At 56.2% G+C, this 15,960-nt stretch carries 23 protein-coding genes; 14 read left to right on the plus strand and 9 right to left on the minus strand.

Translation table 11 applies throughout. From position 1 onward, the window contains the following. Positions 1–11: 11 nt before the first annotated feature. Complete coding sequence (locus HMPREF3143_RS19325; RefSeq protein ID WP_023327398.1) at positions 12–479, minus strand: nuclear transport factor 2 family protein; 468 nt, start codon at positions 477–479, stop codon at positions 12–14. A gap of 103 nt (positions 480–582) precedes the next feature. Between HMPREF3143_RS19325 and HMPREF3143_RS19330 the strand changes: the two genes are divergently transcribed. Next, positions 583–1,161: a TetR/AcrR family transcriptional regulator gene (locus HMPREF3143_RS19330; protein ID WP_070534116.1), complete on the plus strand. Its 579-nt coding sequence runs from the start codon at positions 583–585 to the stop codon at positions 1,159–1,161. 113 nt (positions 1,162–1,274) lie between these two features. Here the strand turns inward: HMPREF3143_RS19330 and HMPREF3143_RS19335 are convergent, their stop codons facing one another. Then, the gene (locus HMPREF3143_RS19335) at positions 1,275–1,832 is read right to left on the minus strand and encodes a histidine phosphatase family protein (RefSeq protein WP_021241365.1); all 558 of its coding nucleotides are present in this window, start codon (positions 1,830–1,832) and stop codon (positions 1,275–1,277) included. A 172-nt stretch (positions 1,833–2,004) separates the two neighbouring features. On the opposite strand from HMPREF3143_RS19335, the gene HMPREF3143_RS19340 reads away from it, so the two are divergent. The 4 genes from HMPREF3143_RS19340 (at position 2,005) to HMPREF3143_RS19355 (ending at position 3,995) form a co-directional block, all read left to right on the plus strand. Then, positions 2,005–2,400, plus strand: a complete 396-nt coding sequence (locus tag HMPREF3143_RS19340) for a DoxX family protein (protein WP_023292497.1) — start codon at positions 2,005–2,007, stop codon at positions 2,398–2,400. After that, positions 2,397–3,029, plus strand: coding sequence for a TetR/AcrR family transcriptional regulator (locus HMPREF3143_RS19345; RefSeq protein WP_070534117.1), 633 nt, complete (start codon positions 2,397–2,399; stop codon positions 3,027–3,029). Before HMPREF3143_RS19340 ends, HMPREF3143_RS19345 begins: the two co-directional genes overlap by 4 nt. Before the next feature lie 30 nt (positions 3,030–3,059). After that, positions 3,060–3,464, plus strand: coding sequence for a VOC family protein (locus HMPREF3143_RS19350; RefSeq protein WP_008502334.1), 405 nt, complete (start codon positions 3,060–3,062; stop codon positions 3,462–3,464). Positions 3,465–3,593: 129 nt separating this feature from the next. Then, entirely contained in the window at positions 3,594–3,995 is a 402-nt protein-coding gene (locus HMPREF3143_RS19355; protein ID WP_241772306.1) for a GNAT family N-acetyltransferase, read from the plus strand. On the opposite strand, the gene HMPREF3143_RS19360 is transcribed toward HMPREF3143_RS19355, so the two are convergent. Together HMPREF3143_RS19360 and HMPREF3143_RS19365 are read right to left on the minus strand one after the other, a co-directional pair. Beyond that, positions 3,976–4,764, minus strand: a complete 789-nt coding sequence (locus HMPREF3143_RS19360) for a hypothetical protein (RefSeq protein WP_070534118.1) — start codon at positions 4,762–4,764, stop codon at positions 3,976–3,978. The genes HMPREF3143_RS19355 and HMPREF3143_RS19360 overlap by 20 nt on opposite strands. Position 4,765: 1 nt before the next feature. Then, complete coding sequence (locus tag HMPREF3143_RS19365) at positions 4,766–4,963, minus strand: hypothetical protein (RefSeq protein WP_008502331.1); 198 nt, start codon at positions 4,961–4,963, stop codon at positions 4,766–4,768. Between the two features lie 257 nt (positions 4,964–5,220). On the opposite strand from HMPREF3143_RS19365, the gene HMPREF3143_RS19370 reads away from it, so the two are divergent. From HMPREF3143_RS19370 to HMPREF3143_RS19405, 8 genes are read left to right on the plus strand one after another with little or no spacing between them, the layout of a single operon-like run. Beyond that, a complete protein-coding gene (locus HMPREF3143_RS19370) occupies positions 5,221–5,655 on the plus strand; it encodes a nuclear transport factor 2 family protein (RefSeq protein WP_008502330.1) in 435 nt (144 codons plus the stop codon). Further along, a complete protein-coding gene (locus HMPREF3143_RS19375) occupies positions 5,652–6,371 on the plus strand; it encodes an SDR family NAD(P)-dependent oxidoreductase (protein WP_023292494.1) in 720 nt (239 codons plus the stop codon). Before HMPREF3143_RS19370 ends, HMPREF3143_RS19375 begins: the two co-directional genes overlap by 4 nt. After that, positions 6,368–7,627 (plus strand): NAD(P)/FAD-dependent oxidoreductase, encoded by a 1,260-nt coding sequence (locus HMPREF3143_RS19380; protein ID WP_070534119.1) that lies wholly within the window; start codon positions 6,368–6,370, stop codon positions 7,625–7,627. Before HMPREF3143_RS19375 ends, HMPREF3143_RS19380 begins: the two co-directional genes overlap by 4 nt. A gap of 1 nt (position 7,628) precedes the next feature. Next, a complete protein-coding gene (locus tag HMPREF3143_RS19385; protein ID WP_070534120.1) occupies positions 7,629–8,351 on the plus strand; it encodes a DUF1365 domain-containing protein in 723 nt (240 codons plus the stop codon). Then, positions 8,348–9,568 (plus strand): SAM-dependent methyltransferase, encoded by a 1,221-nt coding sequence (locus tag HMPREF3143_RS19390; protein WP_023327405.1) that lies wholly within the window; start codon positions 8,348–8,350, stop codon positions 9,566–9,568. Before HMPREF3143_RS19385 ends, HMPREF3143_RS19390 begins: the two co-directional genes overlap by 4 nt. Continuing rightward, a complete protein-coding gene (locus HMPREF3143_RS19395; protein WP_021241374.1) occupies positions 9,565–10,050 on the plus strand; it encodes a DUF2878 domain-containing protein in 486 nt (161 codons plus the stop codon). The genes HMPREF3143_RS19390 and HMPREF3143_RS19395 overlap by 4 nt, the downstream gene beginning before the upstream one ends. Beyond that, the gene (locus HMPREF3143_RS19400) at positions 10,047–10,571 is read left to right on the plus strand and encodes a chalcone isomerase family protein (RefSeq protein ID WP_023292489.1); all 525 of its coding nucleotides are present in this window, start codon (positions 10,047–10,049) and stop codon (positions 10,569–10,571) included. Before HMPREF3143_RS19395 ends, HMPREF3143_RS19400 begins: the two co-directional genes overlap by 4 nt. After that, positions 10,568–11,101, plus strand: a complete 534-nt coding sequence (locus HMPREF3143_RS19405; protein WP_023327407.1) for a DUF3833 domain-containing protein — start codon at positions 10,568–10,570, stop codon at positions 11,099–11,101. The genes HMPREF3143_RS19400 and HMPREF3143_RS19405 overlap by 4 nt, the downstream gene beginning before the upstream one ends. Here the strand turns inward: HMPREF3143_RS19405 and HMPREF3143_RS19410 are convergent. After that, complete coding sequence (locus HMPREF3143_RS19410; protein WP_008502322.1) at positions 11,098–11,556, minus strand: DMT family transporter; 459 nt, start codon at positions 11,554–11,556, stop codon at positions 11,098–11,100. The two genes, HMPREF3143_RS19405 and HMPREF3143_RS19410, sit on opposite strands and share 4 nt — an antisense overlap. Before the next feature lie 4 nt (positions 11,557–11,560). Beyond that, positions 11,561–11,995, minus strand: coding sequence for a DMT family transporter (locus HMPREF3143_RS19415; protein WP_023292486.1), 435 nt, complete (start codon positions 11,993–11,995; stop codon positions 11,561–11,563). 95 nt (positions 11,996–12,090) lie between these two features. Between HMPREF3143_RS19415 and HMPREF3143_RS19420 the strand changes: the two genes are divergently transcribed. After that, a complete protein-coding gene (locus tag HMPREF3143_RS19420) occupies positions 12,091–13,053 on the plus strand; it encodes a LysR family transcriptional regulator (protein WP_023327409.1) in 963 nt (320 codons plus the stop codon). On the opposite strand, the gene HMPREF3143_RS19425 is transcribed toward HMPREF3143_RS19420, so the two are convergent. From HMPREF3143_RS19425 to HMPREF3143_RS19435, 3 genes are all read right to left on the minus strand, one after another. Beyond that, entirely contained in the window at positions 13,028–14,056 is a 1,029-nt protein-coding gene (locus HMPREF3143_RS19425; RefSeq protein ID WP_063417294.1) for a methionine synthase, read from the minus strand. The two genes, HMPREF3143_RS19420 and HMPREF3143_RS19425, sit on opposite strands and share 26 nt — an antisense overlap. A gap of 23 nt (positions 14,057–14,079) precedes the next feature. Then, a complete protein-coding gene (locus HMPREF3143_RS19430; RefSeq protein ID WP_023292484.1) occupies positions 14,080–15,054 on the minus strand; it encodes a DUF1852 domain-containing protein in 975 nt (324 codons plus the stop codon). Between the two features lie 213 nt (positions 15,055–15,267). Beyond that, on the minus strand, positions 15,268–15,951 hold the full coding sequence (locus tag HMPREF3143_RS19435; protein ID WP_070534121.1) for a YrhA family protein: 684 nt from the start codon (positions 15,949–15,951) through the stop codon (positions 15,268–15,270). Positions 15,952–15,960: the final 9 nt, after the last annotated feature.

Consider the following 15,960-nt stretch of genomic DNA (forward strand, 5'->3'; position numbering starts at 1 on the left):
ATGCGAAAATCCTATAACCCCAGATCGCTCAGCGAGGGGTGATCGTCCGGGCGTCTGCCCAGCGGCCAGTGGAACAGTCGCTCGGATTCTTTTATCGGCATATCGTTAACGCAGGCAAAGCGGCGCTTCATCAAGCCGTCCGGTGCGAACTCCCAGTTTTCGTTGCCGTACGAGCGGAACCAGTTTCCTGAATCATCATGCCATTCATAGGCATAGCGGACCGCGATGCGGTTATCCGTAAAGGCCCACAGCTCTTTAATCAGACGATAATCGAGCTCTTTCTTCCATTTCCGCGCCAGGAACGCCTGCGCTTCCTCCCTGTTGGTGGCGAATTCTGCACGGTTGCGCCATTGGGTATCCAGCGTATAGGCCAGCGCAACGTTCGCCGGATCGCGGCTGTTCCAGCCATCTTCTGCCAGCCTGACTTTTTCAATAGCGCTTTCACGTGTGAAGGGCGGTAAGGGAGGACGTGTGTTCATGGCGATTACCTCGTTATGTGATTATGTAGACTGGTCTGTCTACTTGCGCTAATCTATTCCTGAAAAATAACGCTGTCAACATCCGTTTTGAGGCCATCGACAAATGAAAGCAGAATCCGAAAACAACGATAAAAAAATAAGCGTCAGGGATAAAATATTACTGACGGCGCACGATCTGTTTTATTCCACAGGCTTCAGAGCGACGGGGGTGGATACGCTGATTAAAGAGGCGAAAGTGACGAAGGTGACGTTTTATCGCCATTTTCCGAGTAAGAGCTTGCTTATTCTCGCCTATTTACACTATCGACATGAAATATGGATTAACTGGTTTGAGGCCACGCTTCGTCGACATCTCGTTGAAGGCCAGACGCCTGCGGACGCTCTATCGGCTACCCTTTATGAATGGTTTATTTCGCCTGAGTTCCACGGCTGTGCGTTTATTAATGCCAGCGCCGAAGCCAAATCCGAAGATATTGAAAGCGAAATAAAAGCGATATGCCGCGATCATAAAATCGAAACAAAGAAGATTATTGCGTTGCTGACAAAAATTGCGGATGAGCGCGCCGTCAATGAAATCATGCTGCTCATTGACGGCGCCATTATTCATGCGCAGATGGGCATGGAGACGGATGAGGTCATCGCGTCGTTGAAGAGGGCGCTGGCAGACTTAATCGGGGGCTAGCGAGGATCCCCTTAGTCCTCCAGACGAAGGCTGACAGGTGCATTCAGCATTTGCGAATAACAGTCGGCTGGCGTGCGCCGAGGATGAACAATCCTCGGCCTCAGCATGTGCCGCTATACCATGCTGTAAACCCCCGCTCCCCAGTACCCCTTACCCGGACGAGTCTGTTCTTTCCAGCCTGATGCGATCAGTTCTTTTGCAATGAACCGGTTGATGACCCCGTGCCCCATGAGCAAGACGGGGCCGTCAGAGTCCTTCGCTACATTCACCAGGATTTCTGCCGCCTTAACGGCACGTTCTTTTGCGGCGCTTACGCGCTCTGACTCGCCAGACAGGCCGCAGAGCCAAAGAACGCGAAACAGCGCTGCCCAGTAAAAAGGCGATAGCCGGAACCCCGGAATACGGAACACCGGCAGCTCTGCTTCCCGAAAAACCTCATCAATTAAGCCCGGTTCACACCCCAGCGTTTTCAACGATGAAAGGGCTCGCGGGAGAGGGCTGCTGAGAAACGTCAGTGCGCGGTACGCGAGGATTTGAGCCATCTCCGAAGGTCTGTCGCGGCCCGTTGAAGAGCGGTTATAGCTGTCGATCCATCCCACCATTTCCCTGTACGACACCTTTCCGGCGCCCCTGTATTCGGGTTCGCCGTGGCGCATCAAAATAATTTCCATATGTCTTCATCGCTCACCATCCATTCACCAGAGGCAGACTAGCGCGTTCTCACACTGATGTTCACCCACCCGTTTTGGAGTGTCAGGGCGGTGATCGCACTTATCAGACTTGTCGGTCTGTTAATTAATAAGTAGACTAGCCAGTCTTTTAAATGATCAAAGAGATAATTCAGTGTCAAAAATCACGTCATCTATCACAACACTCTGTCTTTCAAGAATTTTATTGACCTTTTTCTTCTGGATGGCAGGCTTTTATGGGTTGTTCAACTTTGGAGAGATTGTGCTGGAAATGGTGGATGTGGGTCTCCCCTGGCCCGTCTTATTCGCGACAGGCACCATTCTCTGTCAGCTTGTAGGCTCTGCTCTGGTGATTTCGAATTTTGCCGGCTACGGATGGATTGGATCGGCAATGCTGATTGTGTTTACATTACTCACCATTCCGGTGGGGCATCCATTCTGGAAATTTAGCGAGCCCCAGCGCACCCAAGAGTTTCATATCGCGCTTGAACACATAACCGTTATCGGGGGGCTCATGATGAGCATGCTTTTGTCAGGTCGTAAACGATGAGAGAAAAGGTTCGGCAGAAAGGCCGCCCAAAAGATCCGTCAAAGGAGCAGGCGATACTGCAGGCCGCAAGAAGCCTGTTTCTCGAGAAAGGCCTCGATGTCACGACGGAAGAAATTGCCCGCGTTGCCGGGGTGGCAAAAGCCACGCTTTATGCCAATTTCGCGGATAAAGACCTGCTTGTTGAGGCCGTACTCCGTAAGGAATCGGATCTGACCATCAGTGACAGTGATTTTTCCGAGCGGCATCATCTGTCGTTGACCGAGGTCTTAACCGCGTTTGGCAACCGTTTTGTCCGCTTCATCAACCAGCGCGAGCTGACGGGCTGGGACCGCTTAATTGCCTCCGCCGCTATTCGTCATCCGGAGTTACCCGCGCGTTTTTATGCGGCAGGTCCCGGCAGGGCGCAGCAGATGCTGGAGACAATTATCGGTGAAGCCATTGAAAAGGGCTTACTGATCGCGTGCTCCCCGCGCGAAGCGGCTGACGACCTGGCCGGGTTGTGGCTCGGGATGACAAGCCTTGAGATAAAGCTTGGCGCCAGAAAAAGCTTATCTGATGAAGAAATTGCTCGTCGGGTTACGCATGCGATCGCTGTTTTTATGTGCGCGTATTCAGTGGAAAAGCGCTGAGCATAACCATTTAGAGTAAAGGTAACGGAAATGAGAACACAGAAACGATGCCTCGGCTGCGTGGCTATTGTGGTTGATGACTACGATCGCGCCATTGAGTACTACACAGACAAGCTGGGGTTTACCCTCGTAGAGGATACGCCGCAACCGGGTAAACGCTGGGTGGTCGTCTCGCCCAATCCGGAAAGCGACTGCAACATTTTGCTGGCTCGTGCGTCTAATGAGAGGCAGGAAGGTTTTATCGGTAATCAATGCGGCGGCAGAGTTTTCCTGTTCCTTCAGACGGATGATTTTTGGCGCGATTACCATGCCATGAAGGCAAAAGGCGTTCATTTCTGCGAAGAACCGCGTGAGGAAGAGTACGGTACGGTGGTGGTGTTTGAAGATATGTACGGCAACCGCTGGGACCTCTATCAACATGCCCAACGCGGGTGATTACGCGGGATACCTTCCATGACGCTTCGAATTCGACAGGCCACCGGGGCCGATTCAACGCTATTAAGCGAGTTGGGATATCGTATCTATCCCGCGCATTTTCAGCATTTGTGGGTATCAGATGCAGAGATGAAGGATTTTTTGGACGCCGAGTATACCCCTTCCGTCATTGAGCAGAGCCTGTCCGAGAGCCATGTTTCCTGGTTTGTGGCAGAAACCGATCGGCCAGTGGGATTTATGAAAGTGACCTGGGACGCCATGCTTCCGGAAACGGACAAGAGGGGCGTTCTCCTCAACAAGCTCTACCTCGATCCTGCCGAGACCGGCAAGCACTATGGTCAGGACATGTTCAATAAAATTATCGACATGGCCCGAAGCAGGGGAAAGGACTCTCTCTGGCTGGAAGTGCTTGAGCAGAACGTGGGAGCGTACCGGTTCTACCAGAAGCAGGGCATGCTCTGCATCAAGAACGTCCTTTTCGAAACTGCCTCACAGCAGAGCATACTCAAAATTATGGGGATGTCTCTTTAGGGCCAGGGCTCTCGTCCCGCTGTGCCAGCGACAGCGCGCTGGCGCTGGCAGGATCGAACAGCGAGATGCTCTCAATCTGATTGAGTAAAATCACCTTGCGGAATGACATGGCGCTGCGGGGTTCAGAGTCGAGCGTAATGTCATGCTCGGCGTACCACCGGCTGTAATTATTCTCGATGCGCAGGTTCATCGTCTTCGCATCCCGGTACCCGCTCAACATCGGGATCAGCACGATATTGGCCGTTTTTTCATATTCCAGCGTCGCGGTGTGGATCATGCCGACGTAAATCCGCCTCGAGCGGAGCGTGACCTGCGCCAGCTCGCCTTGCTCCATACACTGATAGAGCAGTTGTTCAATTCCGCTCGCCTGCGCAAGCCGTTTGTAGAGCTTTTTCCGACTCTCGCCGTCCAGCCTGGCGCTGCCTGCCCAGTTAGAGCGGTAGAGGCAAAACAGAATGGCAAACGCCAGCATCACCACCACCGGCGCCTGAATGCCTAAAAAGCTCCAGTTCATAAAGTCGATTTGCCAGTCGGTGTATTTTGGTGAGGCAAAGTGGAAGGCGTTGTTGGCGGCGGAAAGGGTGAGCAGCAGCAGCCAGAGCAGCCCCGTAGCAATCACCCCCTGCAGAACGAAAATACAGCCGTAAAGCGCAACGAGAAAATAGACATCCCAGCCAAAGGAACGCTTGATTTTAAAGCGGGTCGACAGGTCGCGGCTGGTGTACCAGTACCCGCAGACCATCAGCACCATAAATATCGTCGTTCCCATATCAGGCCCTCTTCAGCGCGTTAACGTGACGCAGAAAGTCCTGCCGCACCTCGTTGCTCTTGTAGTTCACCGAGGCGTTCCCGTCCTGGTCGATAATGATGCGGTCGCCATCTTCCACGGCTTCAATAATTTCCTGCTGACTCATCACCTGCAGTAAGGATTCCGGGCTTGAGAAGAGGGAGAGAAAGAAACGTTTCATGTCAGGCATCCTTATGAATAAAAAGGATAAGCCTGGAAGATGACCGCTGAATTTGCCTTAAGGATAACCTGAAAGTGAAAGCCGGGTGGCGGCTACGCCTTACCCGGTCGACAAAACCGTCAAATGATTGAGTTATCAAGTTGTTGATATTTATGGGTAATAAAAAATAAATTTGCACAAACTTGGACAAATAACGTTAATTGTGTAAGTTTTAAGTATGTGATTACGCCACGTTGTTTACAGCCAGGATGTGACCCATGAGCACTTTGCCCTCTGTCGTGAGTCGGTTTGTTGAGTACTACGCCGCACTGGATAGCCAGCCGCCGTCCGCGCTGGTCGGGCTTTACCATTCAAATGCCACGCTTGTCGATCCGTTCGGCGAGCACGACGGTATCTTTGCGCTTCAGCGCTATTTCACCCATCTGCTGGCCAACGTCGAGAACTGCCGTTTTTCTATCGACCCGCCGCTCTGCAGCGGGAACCGGTTTGTTGTCACCTGGGTGATGCACTGGTCGCATCCGCGCATTGCCGGAGGCGAACCGCTCGATCTGCCGGGGTGCTCGGTGGTGGAGACGGAAAACGATCTCATCACCCACCAGCGCGACTACTACGATGCGGGAGAGATGATCTACGAACATCTTCCTCTGCTGGGCTGGGCGGTACGCGGCGTGAAGCGGAGGGTCAAATCATGAAGACGGTACTGATTACCGGTGCAAGTTCGGGCATTGGCGCCGGGCTGGCGAAATCCTTCTCCGCTGACGGCTATCATGTGATTGCCTGCGGGCGCGATCCGGCGCGTCTGGAAGCGCTGCATCAGACCTGCCCCAATCTCACCGTTCGCCTGTTCGATATGACGGACCGGGAGGCCTGCCGACAGGCGCTGACCGGCAGCTACGCCGATTTGATTATTCTCTGCGCCGGTACCTGCGAATACCTCGACGGTGGCGTGGTGGATGCAGCGCTGGTGGAGCGGGTCATGAACACCAATTTCCTCGGGCCGGTGAACTGCCTTGAGGCGCTGCAGCCGCAGCTGGTTCGAGGCAACCGCGTGGTGCTGGTGAGCTCGATGGCCCACTGGCTGCCTTTCCCCCGCGCAGAGGCCTACGGTGCGTCCAAAGCGGCGCTGAGCTGGTTTGCCGAAAGCCTGCGCCTGGACTGGGAGCCAAAAGGGATTACCGTCACGGTTGTCTCTCCGGGCTTCGTCGATACGCCCCTGACGCGGAAAAACGATTTTGCCATGCCGGGTCGGGTGACCGTCGATGAGGCGGTGAAGGCGATCCGTATCGGGCTGGCGGCCGGGAAAATGCACATCGCGTTTCCTGCCGGATTTGGCTTCATTTTGCGGCTGCTCTCAGGGCTGCCTGCTTTTCTTCAGCGCACGCTGCTGCGCAGGATGGTGCGTTCATGAACATTGCAATTATCGGCAGCGGCATTGCCGGGCTGACGTGCGCCTGGCGACTGGCCGGGCACCATCAGGTGACCCTGTTTGAAGCGGGAGCCACGCCGGGCGGCCATACCGCAACGGTTGACGTGACGACGCCACAGGGGACATACGCGATCGATACCGGGTTTATCGTCTACAACGACCGCACCTATCCGCGCTTTATGGGCCTGCTCAGCGAGCTGGGTATCAGCGGGCAAAAAACCCAGATGAGCTTTTCAGTACACAACCCCGAGACGGGGCTGGAATACAACGGCCACACCCTGACGTCGCTGTTTGCCCAGCGCCGAAATCTCGTCAATCCGACATTCTGGCGGCTGCTCGGTGAAATCGTCCGCTTCAATCGTCTGGCAAAACAGGCCCTGGACGGGGAAGTGGACCCGAACGCCACGCTGCAGACGTTTCTGGACCAGCATGGCTTTACGCCGTTTTTTGCGCGCCACTATATTCTGCCGATGGGGGCCGCCATCTGGTCATCTTCGCTGCAGGAGATGAAGCGTTTCCCGCTGCCGCTCTTTTTACGTTTCTTCCAAAATCACGGTCTGCTGGATATCACCCATCGCCCGCAGTGGTACGTGGTGCCGGGCGGCTCGCGAGAGTATATCCGCGCGATGCTGGACAAACTGGGCGATCGGCTGACGCTGCATCTCAATTCACCGGTGCAGCGGGTGAGCCGCCACGAGGACGGGGTCACGCTCCAGCTTGAAAACGGCAGCCATACCTTCGACCAGGTGATATTTGCCTGCCACTCCGGCAGTGCTCTGGCGATGCTTGACGACCCGACTTCCGCAGAGCGCGAGGTGCTGGGCGATATCGGCTGGCAGCGCAACGAGGTGGTGTTGCACAGCGACCCACGCTGGCTGCCGGTGCGGCCGCGCGCCTGGGCGAGCTGGAATTACCGGCTGAGCGCGCAGGAGCAGGCCAGCGCCTGTGTGACCTACAACATGAACATTCTGCAGGGGCTGCCTGCGGGCAGTCCGCTGTTCTGCGTCACCCTTAACCCGGACGCACCGGTGGATGAACGCTTCGTTCTGCAACGCTTCGTTTATGAGCATCCGCTGTTTAATCCGCAAAGCTGGCGGGCGCAGGCGCGGCGCGGCGAGATCAACGGTCACCAGCGGAGCTGGTACTGTGGGGCTTACTGGTACAACGGTTTTCATGAAGACGGCGTGCGCAGCGCGCTGGACGTGGTCAACGCGATAGCGGCCGGAGAGGGGAACTGAGATGAACAGCTGCCTCTATCACGGCGTATTGCGCCACCGCCGCCTTCAGCCGAAAACCCATGAATTTCGCTACAGCGTCTTTATGGCCTGGCTGGATCTTGATGAGCTGCCGCTGCTGGCGTCCGTCGGCGTGCGCCGCAATCGCTTTGCCGCCGCCGCGTTCCATGACGCGGACTATCCGCTCGGCACGCCGCTCAAAGAGAACGTGCTCAGCAGGCTGAAGAGCCTGACCGGGGAACGGCCGGACGGGCGGGTCATGCTTCTGACGCAGTTGCGGTATTTCGGGTTTCATTTTAACCCGGTCAACTTTTACTACTGCTATGACGGGAAGGGGACTCTGCGCTGGGTACTGGCGGAGGTTCGCAACACGCCGTGGAACGAGCGTCATTATTACGCGGTCGACGGGCAACATACCCAGCCCACGGAAAAAGCGTTTCACGTTTCCCCCTTCAACCCGATGGACATGATCTACCACTGGCGCTTCAACGATCCGGATAACACGCTGCATATGCACATTGAAAATCATCAGGAAGCGAAGGTGTTCGACGCCACGCTCGCCCTGCGCCGGGAGCCGCTGACCCGTCCGGCACTGCGCGCGCTGCTGCTGCGCATCCCGCTTATGACCCTGAAAACCGTTTTCGCCATTTACTGGCAGGCGCTGAGGCTGTGGCTCAAGCGCGTGCCGCTGTATAACCATCCCGTCAGCAGGAGTGAACGCTCATGACCGATCCCGTCTTTGCGTTAGAACCCGATATCCCGCGCAACGTCCGCCTCGCGCGATGGCTGCTGTTTCGTCTGTTAAGCGGCATCCGCGGTGGTTCGCTCACCCTGCGTGAAGGGGCGCAGACCTTCCATTTTGGCGAGACATCCTCCGCGCTGCACGCCGACGTGCAGATCCTCACGCCCGCCGTCTACTGGCGCGTCTTAACGGGCGGGAGCCTTGCCGCCGCTGAAGCCTGGATGGACGGCGAATGGGAAACCGCGCAGCTCACGCCGCTTCTGCAAATCCTGGCCCTCAACGGCGAGGTGCTTGGCCGTCTTGAGAAAGGGTTCCGGCTGCTTGGCCGACCGCTGGAGCGTTTGCGCCACTGGACGCGGCGTAACTCCCGCGCTCAGGCGCGTGAAAATATTGCCGCCCACTACGACCTGGGCAACACCTTCTATGCCCATTTTCTGGACAGGGAACTGCTTTACTCCAGCGCGCTCTTTACCGCAGACGAGCAGGATCTCACGACGGCTCAGCAGGCCAAAATGGCGCGCCTGTGCGACCAGCTGGCGCTTAGCGAGGCCGACCACCTGCTGGAAATCGGCACCGGCTGGGGGGCGATGGCGGAATACGCGGCCCGTCATTATGGCTGTCGGGTGACGACCACCACGCTGTCGCAGGAGCAATACGTCTGGGCAACCGAGCGGATCGCCCGCGCCGGGTTGCAGGATCGTGTTGAGGTGCTGCTCTGCGACTATCGCGACCTCACCGGGCAGTACGACAAGCTGGTCTCAATAGAGATGATTGAAGCCGTCGGGCAGCGCTATCTGCCTACATTCTTCCGGACCTGTCAGGCGCGGCTGCGCCCGGGTGGACGAATGGCGATTCAGGCCATCACCATTCAGGACCAGCGCTATCGCGACTACAGCAAAAGCGTCGATTTTATTCAGCGCTACATTTTCCCCGGCGGCTTCCTGCCGAGCATCACCGCCATGAACGAGCTGATGACGCGCCACACCGATTTCGTGGTGCGCAATCTCTTCGACATGGGGCCGGACTACGCCCGCACGCTGGCGCACTGGCGGCAGCGCTTTGTCCACGCCTGGCAGGAGATTGAAAAGCTCGGCTTTGATGAGCGGTTCCGCCGCATGTGGCTTTATTACTTTGGCTACTGTGAAGCCGGGTTTAACGCCCGCACCATCAGCGTGGTGCAGCTGACCGCAGAGCGCGTATGAGACGATATCTTCAGGTCTTCCTGCTGGCCGTCGCGTTCGATCTCTACTGGGCGCTGGTGGTGCTCTTTCGCGAACAGGGCCTGATTATCTGGCTCGCGCTGGCGATCCTGGCGTGCCTGCTCTTGCCGTCTGTATACCGTTTTTACGCCATTGGGCTGGCCGCGGCGGGCAGTTTGCTGGATACGCTCTGGGCGCTGACGGGGCTGATCGCCTTCACGGGTGATGCCCTGATGCCGCTATGGATGGTGGCATTATGGCTGATGTTCGCCACCGTCTGGACGCAGCTTACGCGCACCACCACGTTGCCCGGCTGGCTGCTCACCCTGCTGGCCGCCGTGGGAGGGCCGGTGGCGTACCTGATTGGCGAGCGGCTGGGTGCCATCACGTTTCTGGAGCCGACCTTTATCGTCATCAGCTGGATGGCGCCGGGCTGGCTGGTGTTGATGCTGTTTTTCCACCTGCTGATGGGGAGACAAAAATGAGAGCTGCGGTTTTGTTGCTTTGTCTGACGCTGGTTGTTCCTGTTGCTCAGGCCGCCGACTGGCTGGCGTGGCGGAAGGTGGGTGATGCCACACTCACCTGGGGGCCATTCACCGTCTATACCTCCCAGCTGCGTACGCCGGACGGGCGTTACGGTCGGGAGAACCAGGATCAGGCGCTGATTATTACCTATGCGCGCGATATCGATCGCGATGAGCTGGTCGAGGCGACCCGCGACCAGTGGCAGGCGCAGGGGATCCTGCAACGGGAACCCCGAAGCGAAGCCTGGTTACAGATGCTGCGCTCTCTGTGGCCGGATGTCCGGCCGGGCGCACAGCTGGCGTTTGTGCTCGACGACGGGCAGGGGCAGTTCTGGTATCGCGCGTCAGCGGCGCAAAAAGCCTTTATTCCACTCGGACCGCGTCAGTCAGAAGCGTTCAGCACCCGCTTCCTGGCCATCTGGCTCGACCCTCGTACGCAATACCCTGAGCTGCGTCAGCAGTTAATCGGAGGCCAAAAATGAAACGTATCCTGATGATGGCGCTGGCATTGACGATGCTGCTGGCAGGCTGTAGCACGGAGGTGACCGAGTATCGCCAGCAGCAGCCGCGGCTGGATATCTTCCATTACTTCCAGGGCAAAACCGAAGCGTGGGGGATGGTACAGGATCGCAGCGGCAAGCAGATCCGCCGCTTTCACGTTGAGATTGCCGGGGATGTGATTGGCGATACGCTGACGCTGAACGAGCACTTCGTTTATGACGACGGTGAGAAGCAGCAGCGGGTCTGGCATATCCGCCGCGTGGGGAACGATCGCTACGAAGGCACGGCGGGGGATATTGAAGGGGTAGCAACGGGGCAGGCCGCCGGCAACGCGTTCAACTGGCATTACAGCATGAACGTGAAGGCCAACGGCAGCACCTGGCTACTGAACTTTGACGACTGGATGTACCTGCAGGATGAGAACCATCTGTTTAATAAAACCGAGATGAAGAAACTGGGCGTCACCGTCGCCACGGTGACGCTGTTCTTTACCCGTAAGACCTCAGCTTAGTCGCGGACGCTGCCGGTTTTGCTGCTGGAGTAGATGAAGTACAGGGCAATCCCCAGGCATACCACCGCGCTCAGACGGCTCGGTGAAAACGAAATGGCGGGATTGCCCAGCCAGCCAAAGTTATCAATCAGCATACTCATGGCGAGCTGGCCGAATATCACCGCCACCGTGGCGACAGCGGTGCCGATCCGCTGTACGGCGAGCACCATTATCACGATATAGGGCACGCCAAACATCGCCCCGAGGAGCTGCCATTTCGGCACGTCCAGCAGCGTGACCGCCTGCTTAGGCTCAAAGAAGAAAATGAGCAGGGCGGTCACCAGCGCGCCGACGGAAAACGTTAGAAACGCGCTCTTGAAAACGCCCACGCTGCTGCCGAGCTGGCCGTTAATGGCGGCCTGTATGCTCAGCGTCGCGCCGCCGCAGATGGCCAGAATTATCATCATCAGTGTCATGTGTTTACCCCTTTGCGACCAGTACCAGTGCGGCAATAATAAAAACCAGCGCCACGATGCGTCTTGCGTTTATCTTCCTGTGCGGCGTACCCAGCAGGCCAAAGTGGTCAATGATCAGGCTTTTAAAAACCTGACCTGCCAGAATGCCAATCATCGTCAGCGCAATGCCGATAGTCGGCGTGGCGAGCGTCAGTATGACGACGTAGATCGGACCCAGCACCCCGCCGAGGAGCTGCCAGCCGGGCTGTGCGAAAAACGACGGGCTGTTGCGCGGGCTGAAAAACAGCATCAGCAGAAACGTCAGCGCGGCGCCGACGCCAAAAATGCTGAACGTCGCCCATAAATCCCCGACTTTTCCCCCCAGGGGGCCCAGCAGTCCCGCCTCGACGGAGAGGCCCATCCCGCCAGCAATCACCAGTAAAATCAAAACCAACTGCATTCTTCTTCCTCCGTTTTCAGGCGAAGAAGATTACGTGGGTTGTGCAATGAGAAAAATGCCATAATGCTACAAACACCTTTGCAGGATATGCATTAATGGTTGACGCCAGCAACATCAACATCCGCGCGCTGCTGATCTTTATCGACGTGTATGAAGCGCAGAACTTCTCCGTCGTGGCGCGGCGGCAGGGGATATCGGCCTCGCAGATATCGCGCGTGATCCACCAGCTCGAGGATGCGCTCGGGCAGCAGCTTTTCTATCGCAATACGCGGGCCGTCATTCCCACGGAAAGCGGTCATCTGTTTATTCGCTACGCCCGGTCGATGGCGGAGAATCTTGAAGAGGCGCGCCGGGAGCTGGACGCGCGTGCGGTGGAGCCGTCCGGTGCGATCCGCATTAACGGACCGGTGTTTTTCGGCCAGAAGCACATAGCCCCAGGACTTCCCGGCCTGTCGGCACGCTATCCTCGCCTGAGCGTAGAGCTGACGCTGACCGATGATTTCATTGACCCCCACCGTGATGCGGCAGATCTTATCTTCCGCATTGGCGTGCTGACGGACTCGTCGTTTCGCGCGCGGGTGTTTGGGCAGCAGGTGTACCATCTGGCCGCGTCGCCAGACTACGTGCGTAAACACGGTGCGCCAGAAGTGCCGGACGATCTGAACCGCCATCATTGCCTGGTGTATCGCGGATCGTCAGGGCCTAACCGCTGGCTGTTGCGCAGGGCGGGCGAGGCGTGGACACACTATCCCGTGACGCCATTGATGACCTCGAATAATGCGGAAGCGTTGCTGGCTGCGGCGCTTGGCGGGATGGGGATTGTGCTGTTTCCGGACTGGCTGGTGAGCGAGCCGCTCCAGCGCGGTGAGCTGATTCCGCTCCTGCCCGCGCTGGAGTGCGCCATCACTACGGAACAACAGGCTATCGCGGCGATCTACCCTGATGCCCGACATCCGCCCCTGAACGTCAGGGCGGTGATTGATTATTACGTCGAGCGCTTTGGTACGCCGCCGTACTGGCAGCGTAAGGGGATTACGCGCCAAGCTCCCGGCGGATAATTTCTGCGCCAGCGCTGAGTGCTCTAAGCTTGCCGTTGGCAACCTGACGGGAGAGGGGCGCCATGCCGCAGTTGGTTGACGGATAGAGCTTGTCGGCGTCGACAAACTGCAGCGCTTTTCGCAGCGTATCGGCCACTTCCTCCGGCGTTTCAACCGTGTTGGTTGCCACATCGATCGCCCCAACCATCACTTTTTTACCGCGGATCAGCTCCAGCAGATCCATCGGCACGCGGGAGTTGTGGCACTCCAGGGAGATGATGTCGATGTTAGAGGTCTGCAGCTTAGGGAAGGCCTCTTCGTACTGGCGCCACTCCGAGCCGAGCGTCTTTTTCCAGTCGGTATTGGCCTTGATGCCGTAGCCGTAGCAGATGTGGACCGCGGTTTCGCACTTAAGCCCTTCAATGGCGCGCTCCAGCGCGGCGATGCCCCAGTCGTTGACCTCATCAAAAAAGACGTTAAACGCCGGTTCATCGAACTGGATAATGTCCACGCCTGCGGCCTCTAACTCTCGCGCTTCCTGGTTGAGGATTTTGGCAAATTCCCAGGCCAGCTTTTCGCGGCTTTTATAGTGCGCGTCATACAGGGTGTCGATCATGGTCATCGGCCCCGGCAGGGCCCATTTGATCGGCTTGTCCGTGAGCTGGCGCAGGTACTTTGCATCGTCGACGAAGACCGGTTTCTGGCGCGCAACCGCGGAAACCACGGTCGGCACGCTCGCGTCATAGCGGTTACGAATGCGCACCGTCTGGCGGTTCTCAAAATCGACGCCGCTCAGGTGTTCAATAAAGGTGGTGACGAAGTGCTGGCGGGTCTGTTCCCCGTCGCTGACGATATCGATTCCCGCGCGGATCTGCTCATCCAGAGACAGGCGCAGCGCATCCTGCTTGCCTGCCAGCAGTTCCTGATCCTGTAACTTCCACGGTGACCAGAGCGTCTCAGGTTGCGCAAGCCAGGTCGGCTTTGGCAGGCTGCCAGCCGTTGAAGTCGGGAGCAATGTTTTCATAATAAAAGACCTTTTTTAATGTATTAAAGCGTGTAGTTATCAGACCACTGCTCAAGAATGTGTTTGTAAGGCTTAATAAAGTACTCTTCGGTAAACCGACCCTGTTCAATCGCCAGACGACTTCGCTCTTCCCGGTCATACACAATTTTGGTTAAGGAGTGATCCTGCTGGTTCAGATCCGGTCGGTAGCACAGCCCGGCCGCCGAGTTGGCGTTATAAATTTCCGGGCGATAGATCTTCTGGAACGTCTCCATCGTGCTGATGGTGGCGATCAGTTCGAGGTCGGTGTAATCACTCAGCAAATCCCCGGTAAAGAAGAACGCGAACGGCGCCACGCTGTGTTCCGGCATGAAGTAGCGCACGCTCAGGCCCATCTTCGCGAAGTACTGCTCCGTAAGCGATTCGCCATCCGGCTGGTACTCAACGCCCAGCACGGGGTGCTGGTTACCGGTGCGGCGATAGGTATCTTTGCTGGAGACGCTCAGGCAAATCACCGGTCCTTTTGTGAAGTTCTCTTTGTATTCCGGTGAACTCACAAAATGGCGGAAGATATTGCCGTGCAGTTCGCCAAATTTTTCCGGAATGCTGAAGTGCTGCTGGTTCTTGTTGTGCTCCAGCAGCAGCACGCTGAAATCATAATCCCGCACGTAAGACGAGAAGTTATTCCCGACGATCCCAGGGATACGCTGGTTGTTTTTCTTGTCGACAATGGTGGTTTGCAGAATCTCAATGGCCGGGAACGGCTTTTCCGCGCCAATATTCAAATCGACAGAGATGATTTCAAGCTCAACCGCATAGCGATCGGCGTTTGGGTTATCCCAGCGCGCTAAGGCGTTAAAGCGGTTGTTGATCATCACCAGCGTATTGCGCAGGTTTTCCTGACGCTTTTCTCCGCGCGCCAGGTTGGCGAAGTTGGTGGTCGTACGCGTATTTTCTGACGGGTTGTAATTCTCATCGAAGCAACTGCGCTTAAGGGTATATGTGAAAGCTTTGCTCATTGTGGTTATGCATCCTAAGTTCATGTTGCTAAGAAGTTACCAATGCATAATTTATGCCTGAGCCCGTGGCGCAGGGGAAGTGACTTAATTTCAATGCAACATGAGGGAAGTTCATGAACGGACTGCGATGGTTATCTGCTTCGTGATTGTTCAGGCGGCGCTGGGAAGAAATAGGCTGGTTGCAATTACAACCAGCAATGGATGTTGCGGATTTCAGTTCATTGTATCAATCAGCGCGGACAACATTTCGCTGAAGTTAACATGTGATTCAATGGCAAATTCGGTCGATGCCTTATCACGGATCTCGAAACAGTCATCTTTGAAGTTGTAGGCAAACACGGACATAGCATCTTCACCAATGAGTACCTTGTCAGAAAGGTTTGGATCAACATAGATGTCGTTGTCACGTATTTCAACGTTTCGAATGTAGATATTCGACCATACGGGTTCACCGTTTTCCGCCTGCGCCAGGCTGTACAGCGTCAAACCGTTATACTCAAGTCCATCCATGATTTCGAACATACCAGAGTAGTCCAGCCGGTTAATCATCAGGCGTTGGATATCCTCGTAAACTCTTCTCTTCTGAGCATCCCATTCAGCAGGGGCGGCGTTGCGCATCAAATCTGCTATTACGTCTGGATCTACTGGGTTCGCTACGGGGAAATTATTGTCAACCAGCAATGTTTTAAGGATATTTGGGGTGAAATAACTCTTCAACTGAGCGGGAAGCAAAGCAGGCATTGCTATTGTTCTTCCTTCTTCGTCGCAAAACTCGACAAGATAGGCCAGCGTCGGGGTATTGAAAACCATAACAATCGTACCAATAGTCCCTTTTACCAGCCCTTCATTCGGTAAATCCTCTCCTAAAACCACAACGTCTAATTCGGCTCTTTTCATTTGTATTTT

The sequence above is a fragment of the Enterobacter sp. HMSC16D10 genome, from assembly GCF_001807145.1.
Classification (GTDB): domain Bacteria; phylum Pseudomonadota; class Gammaproteobacteria; order Enterobacterales; family Enterobacteriaceae; genus Enterobacter; species Enterobacter roggenkampii.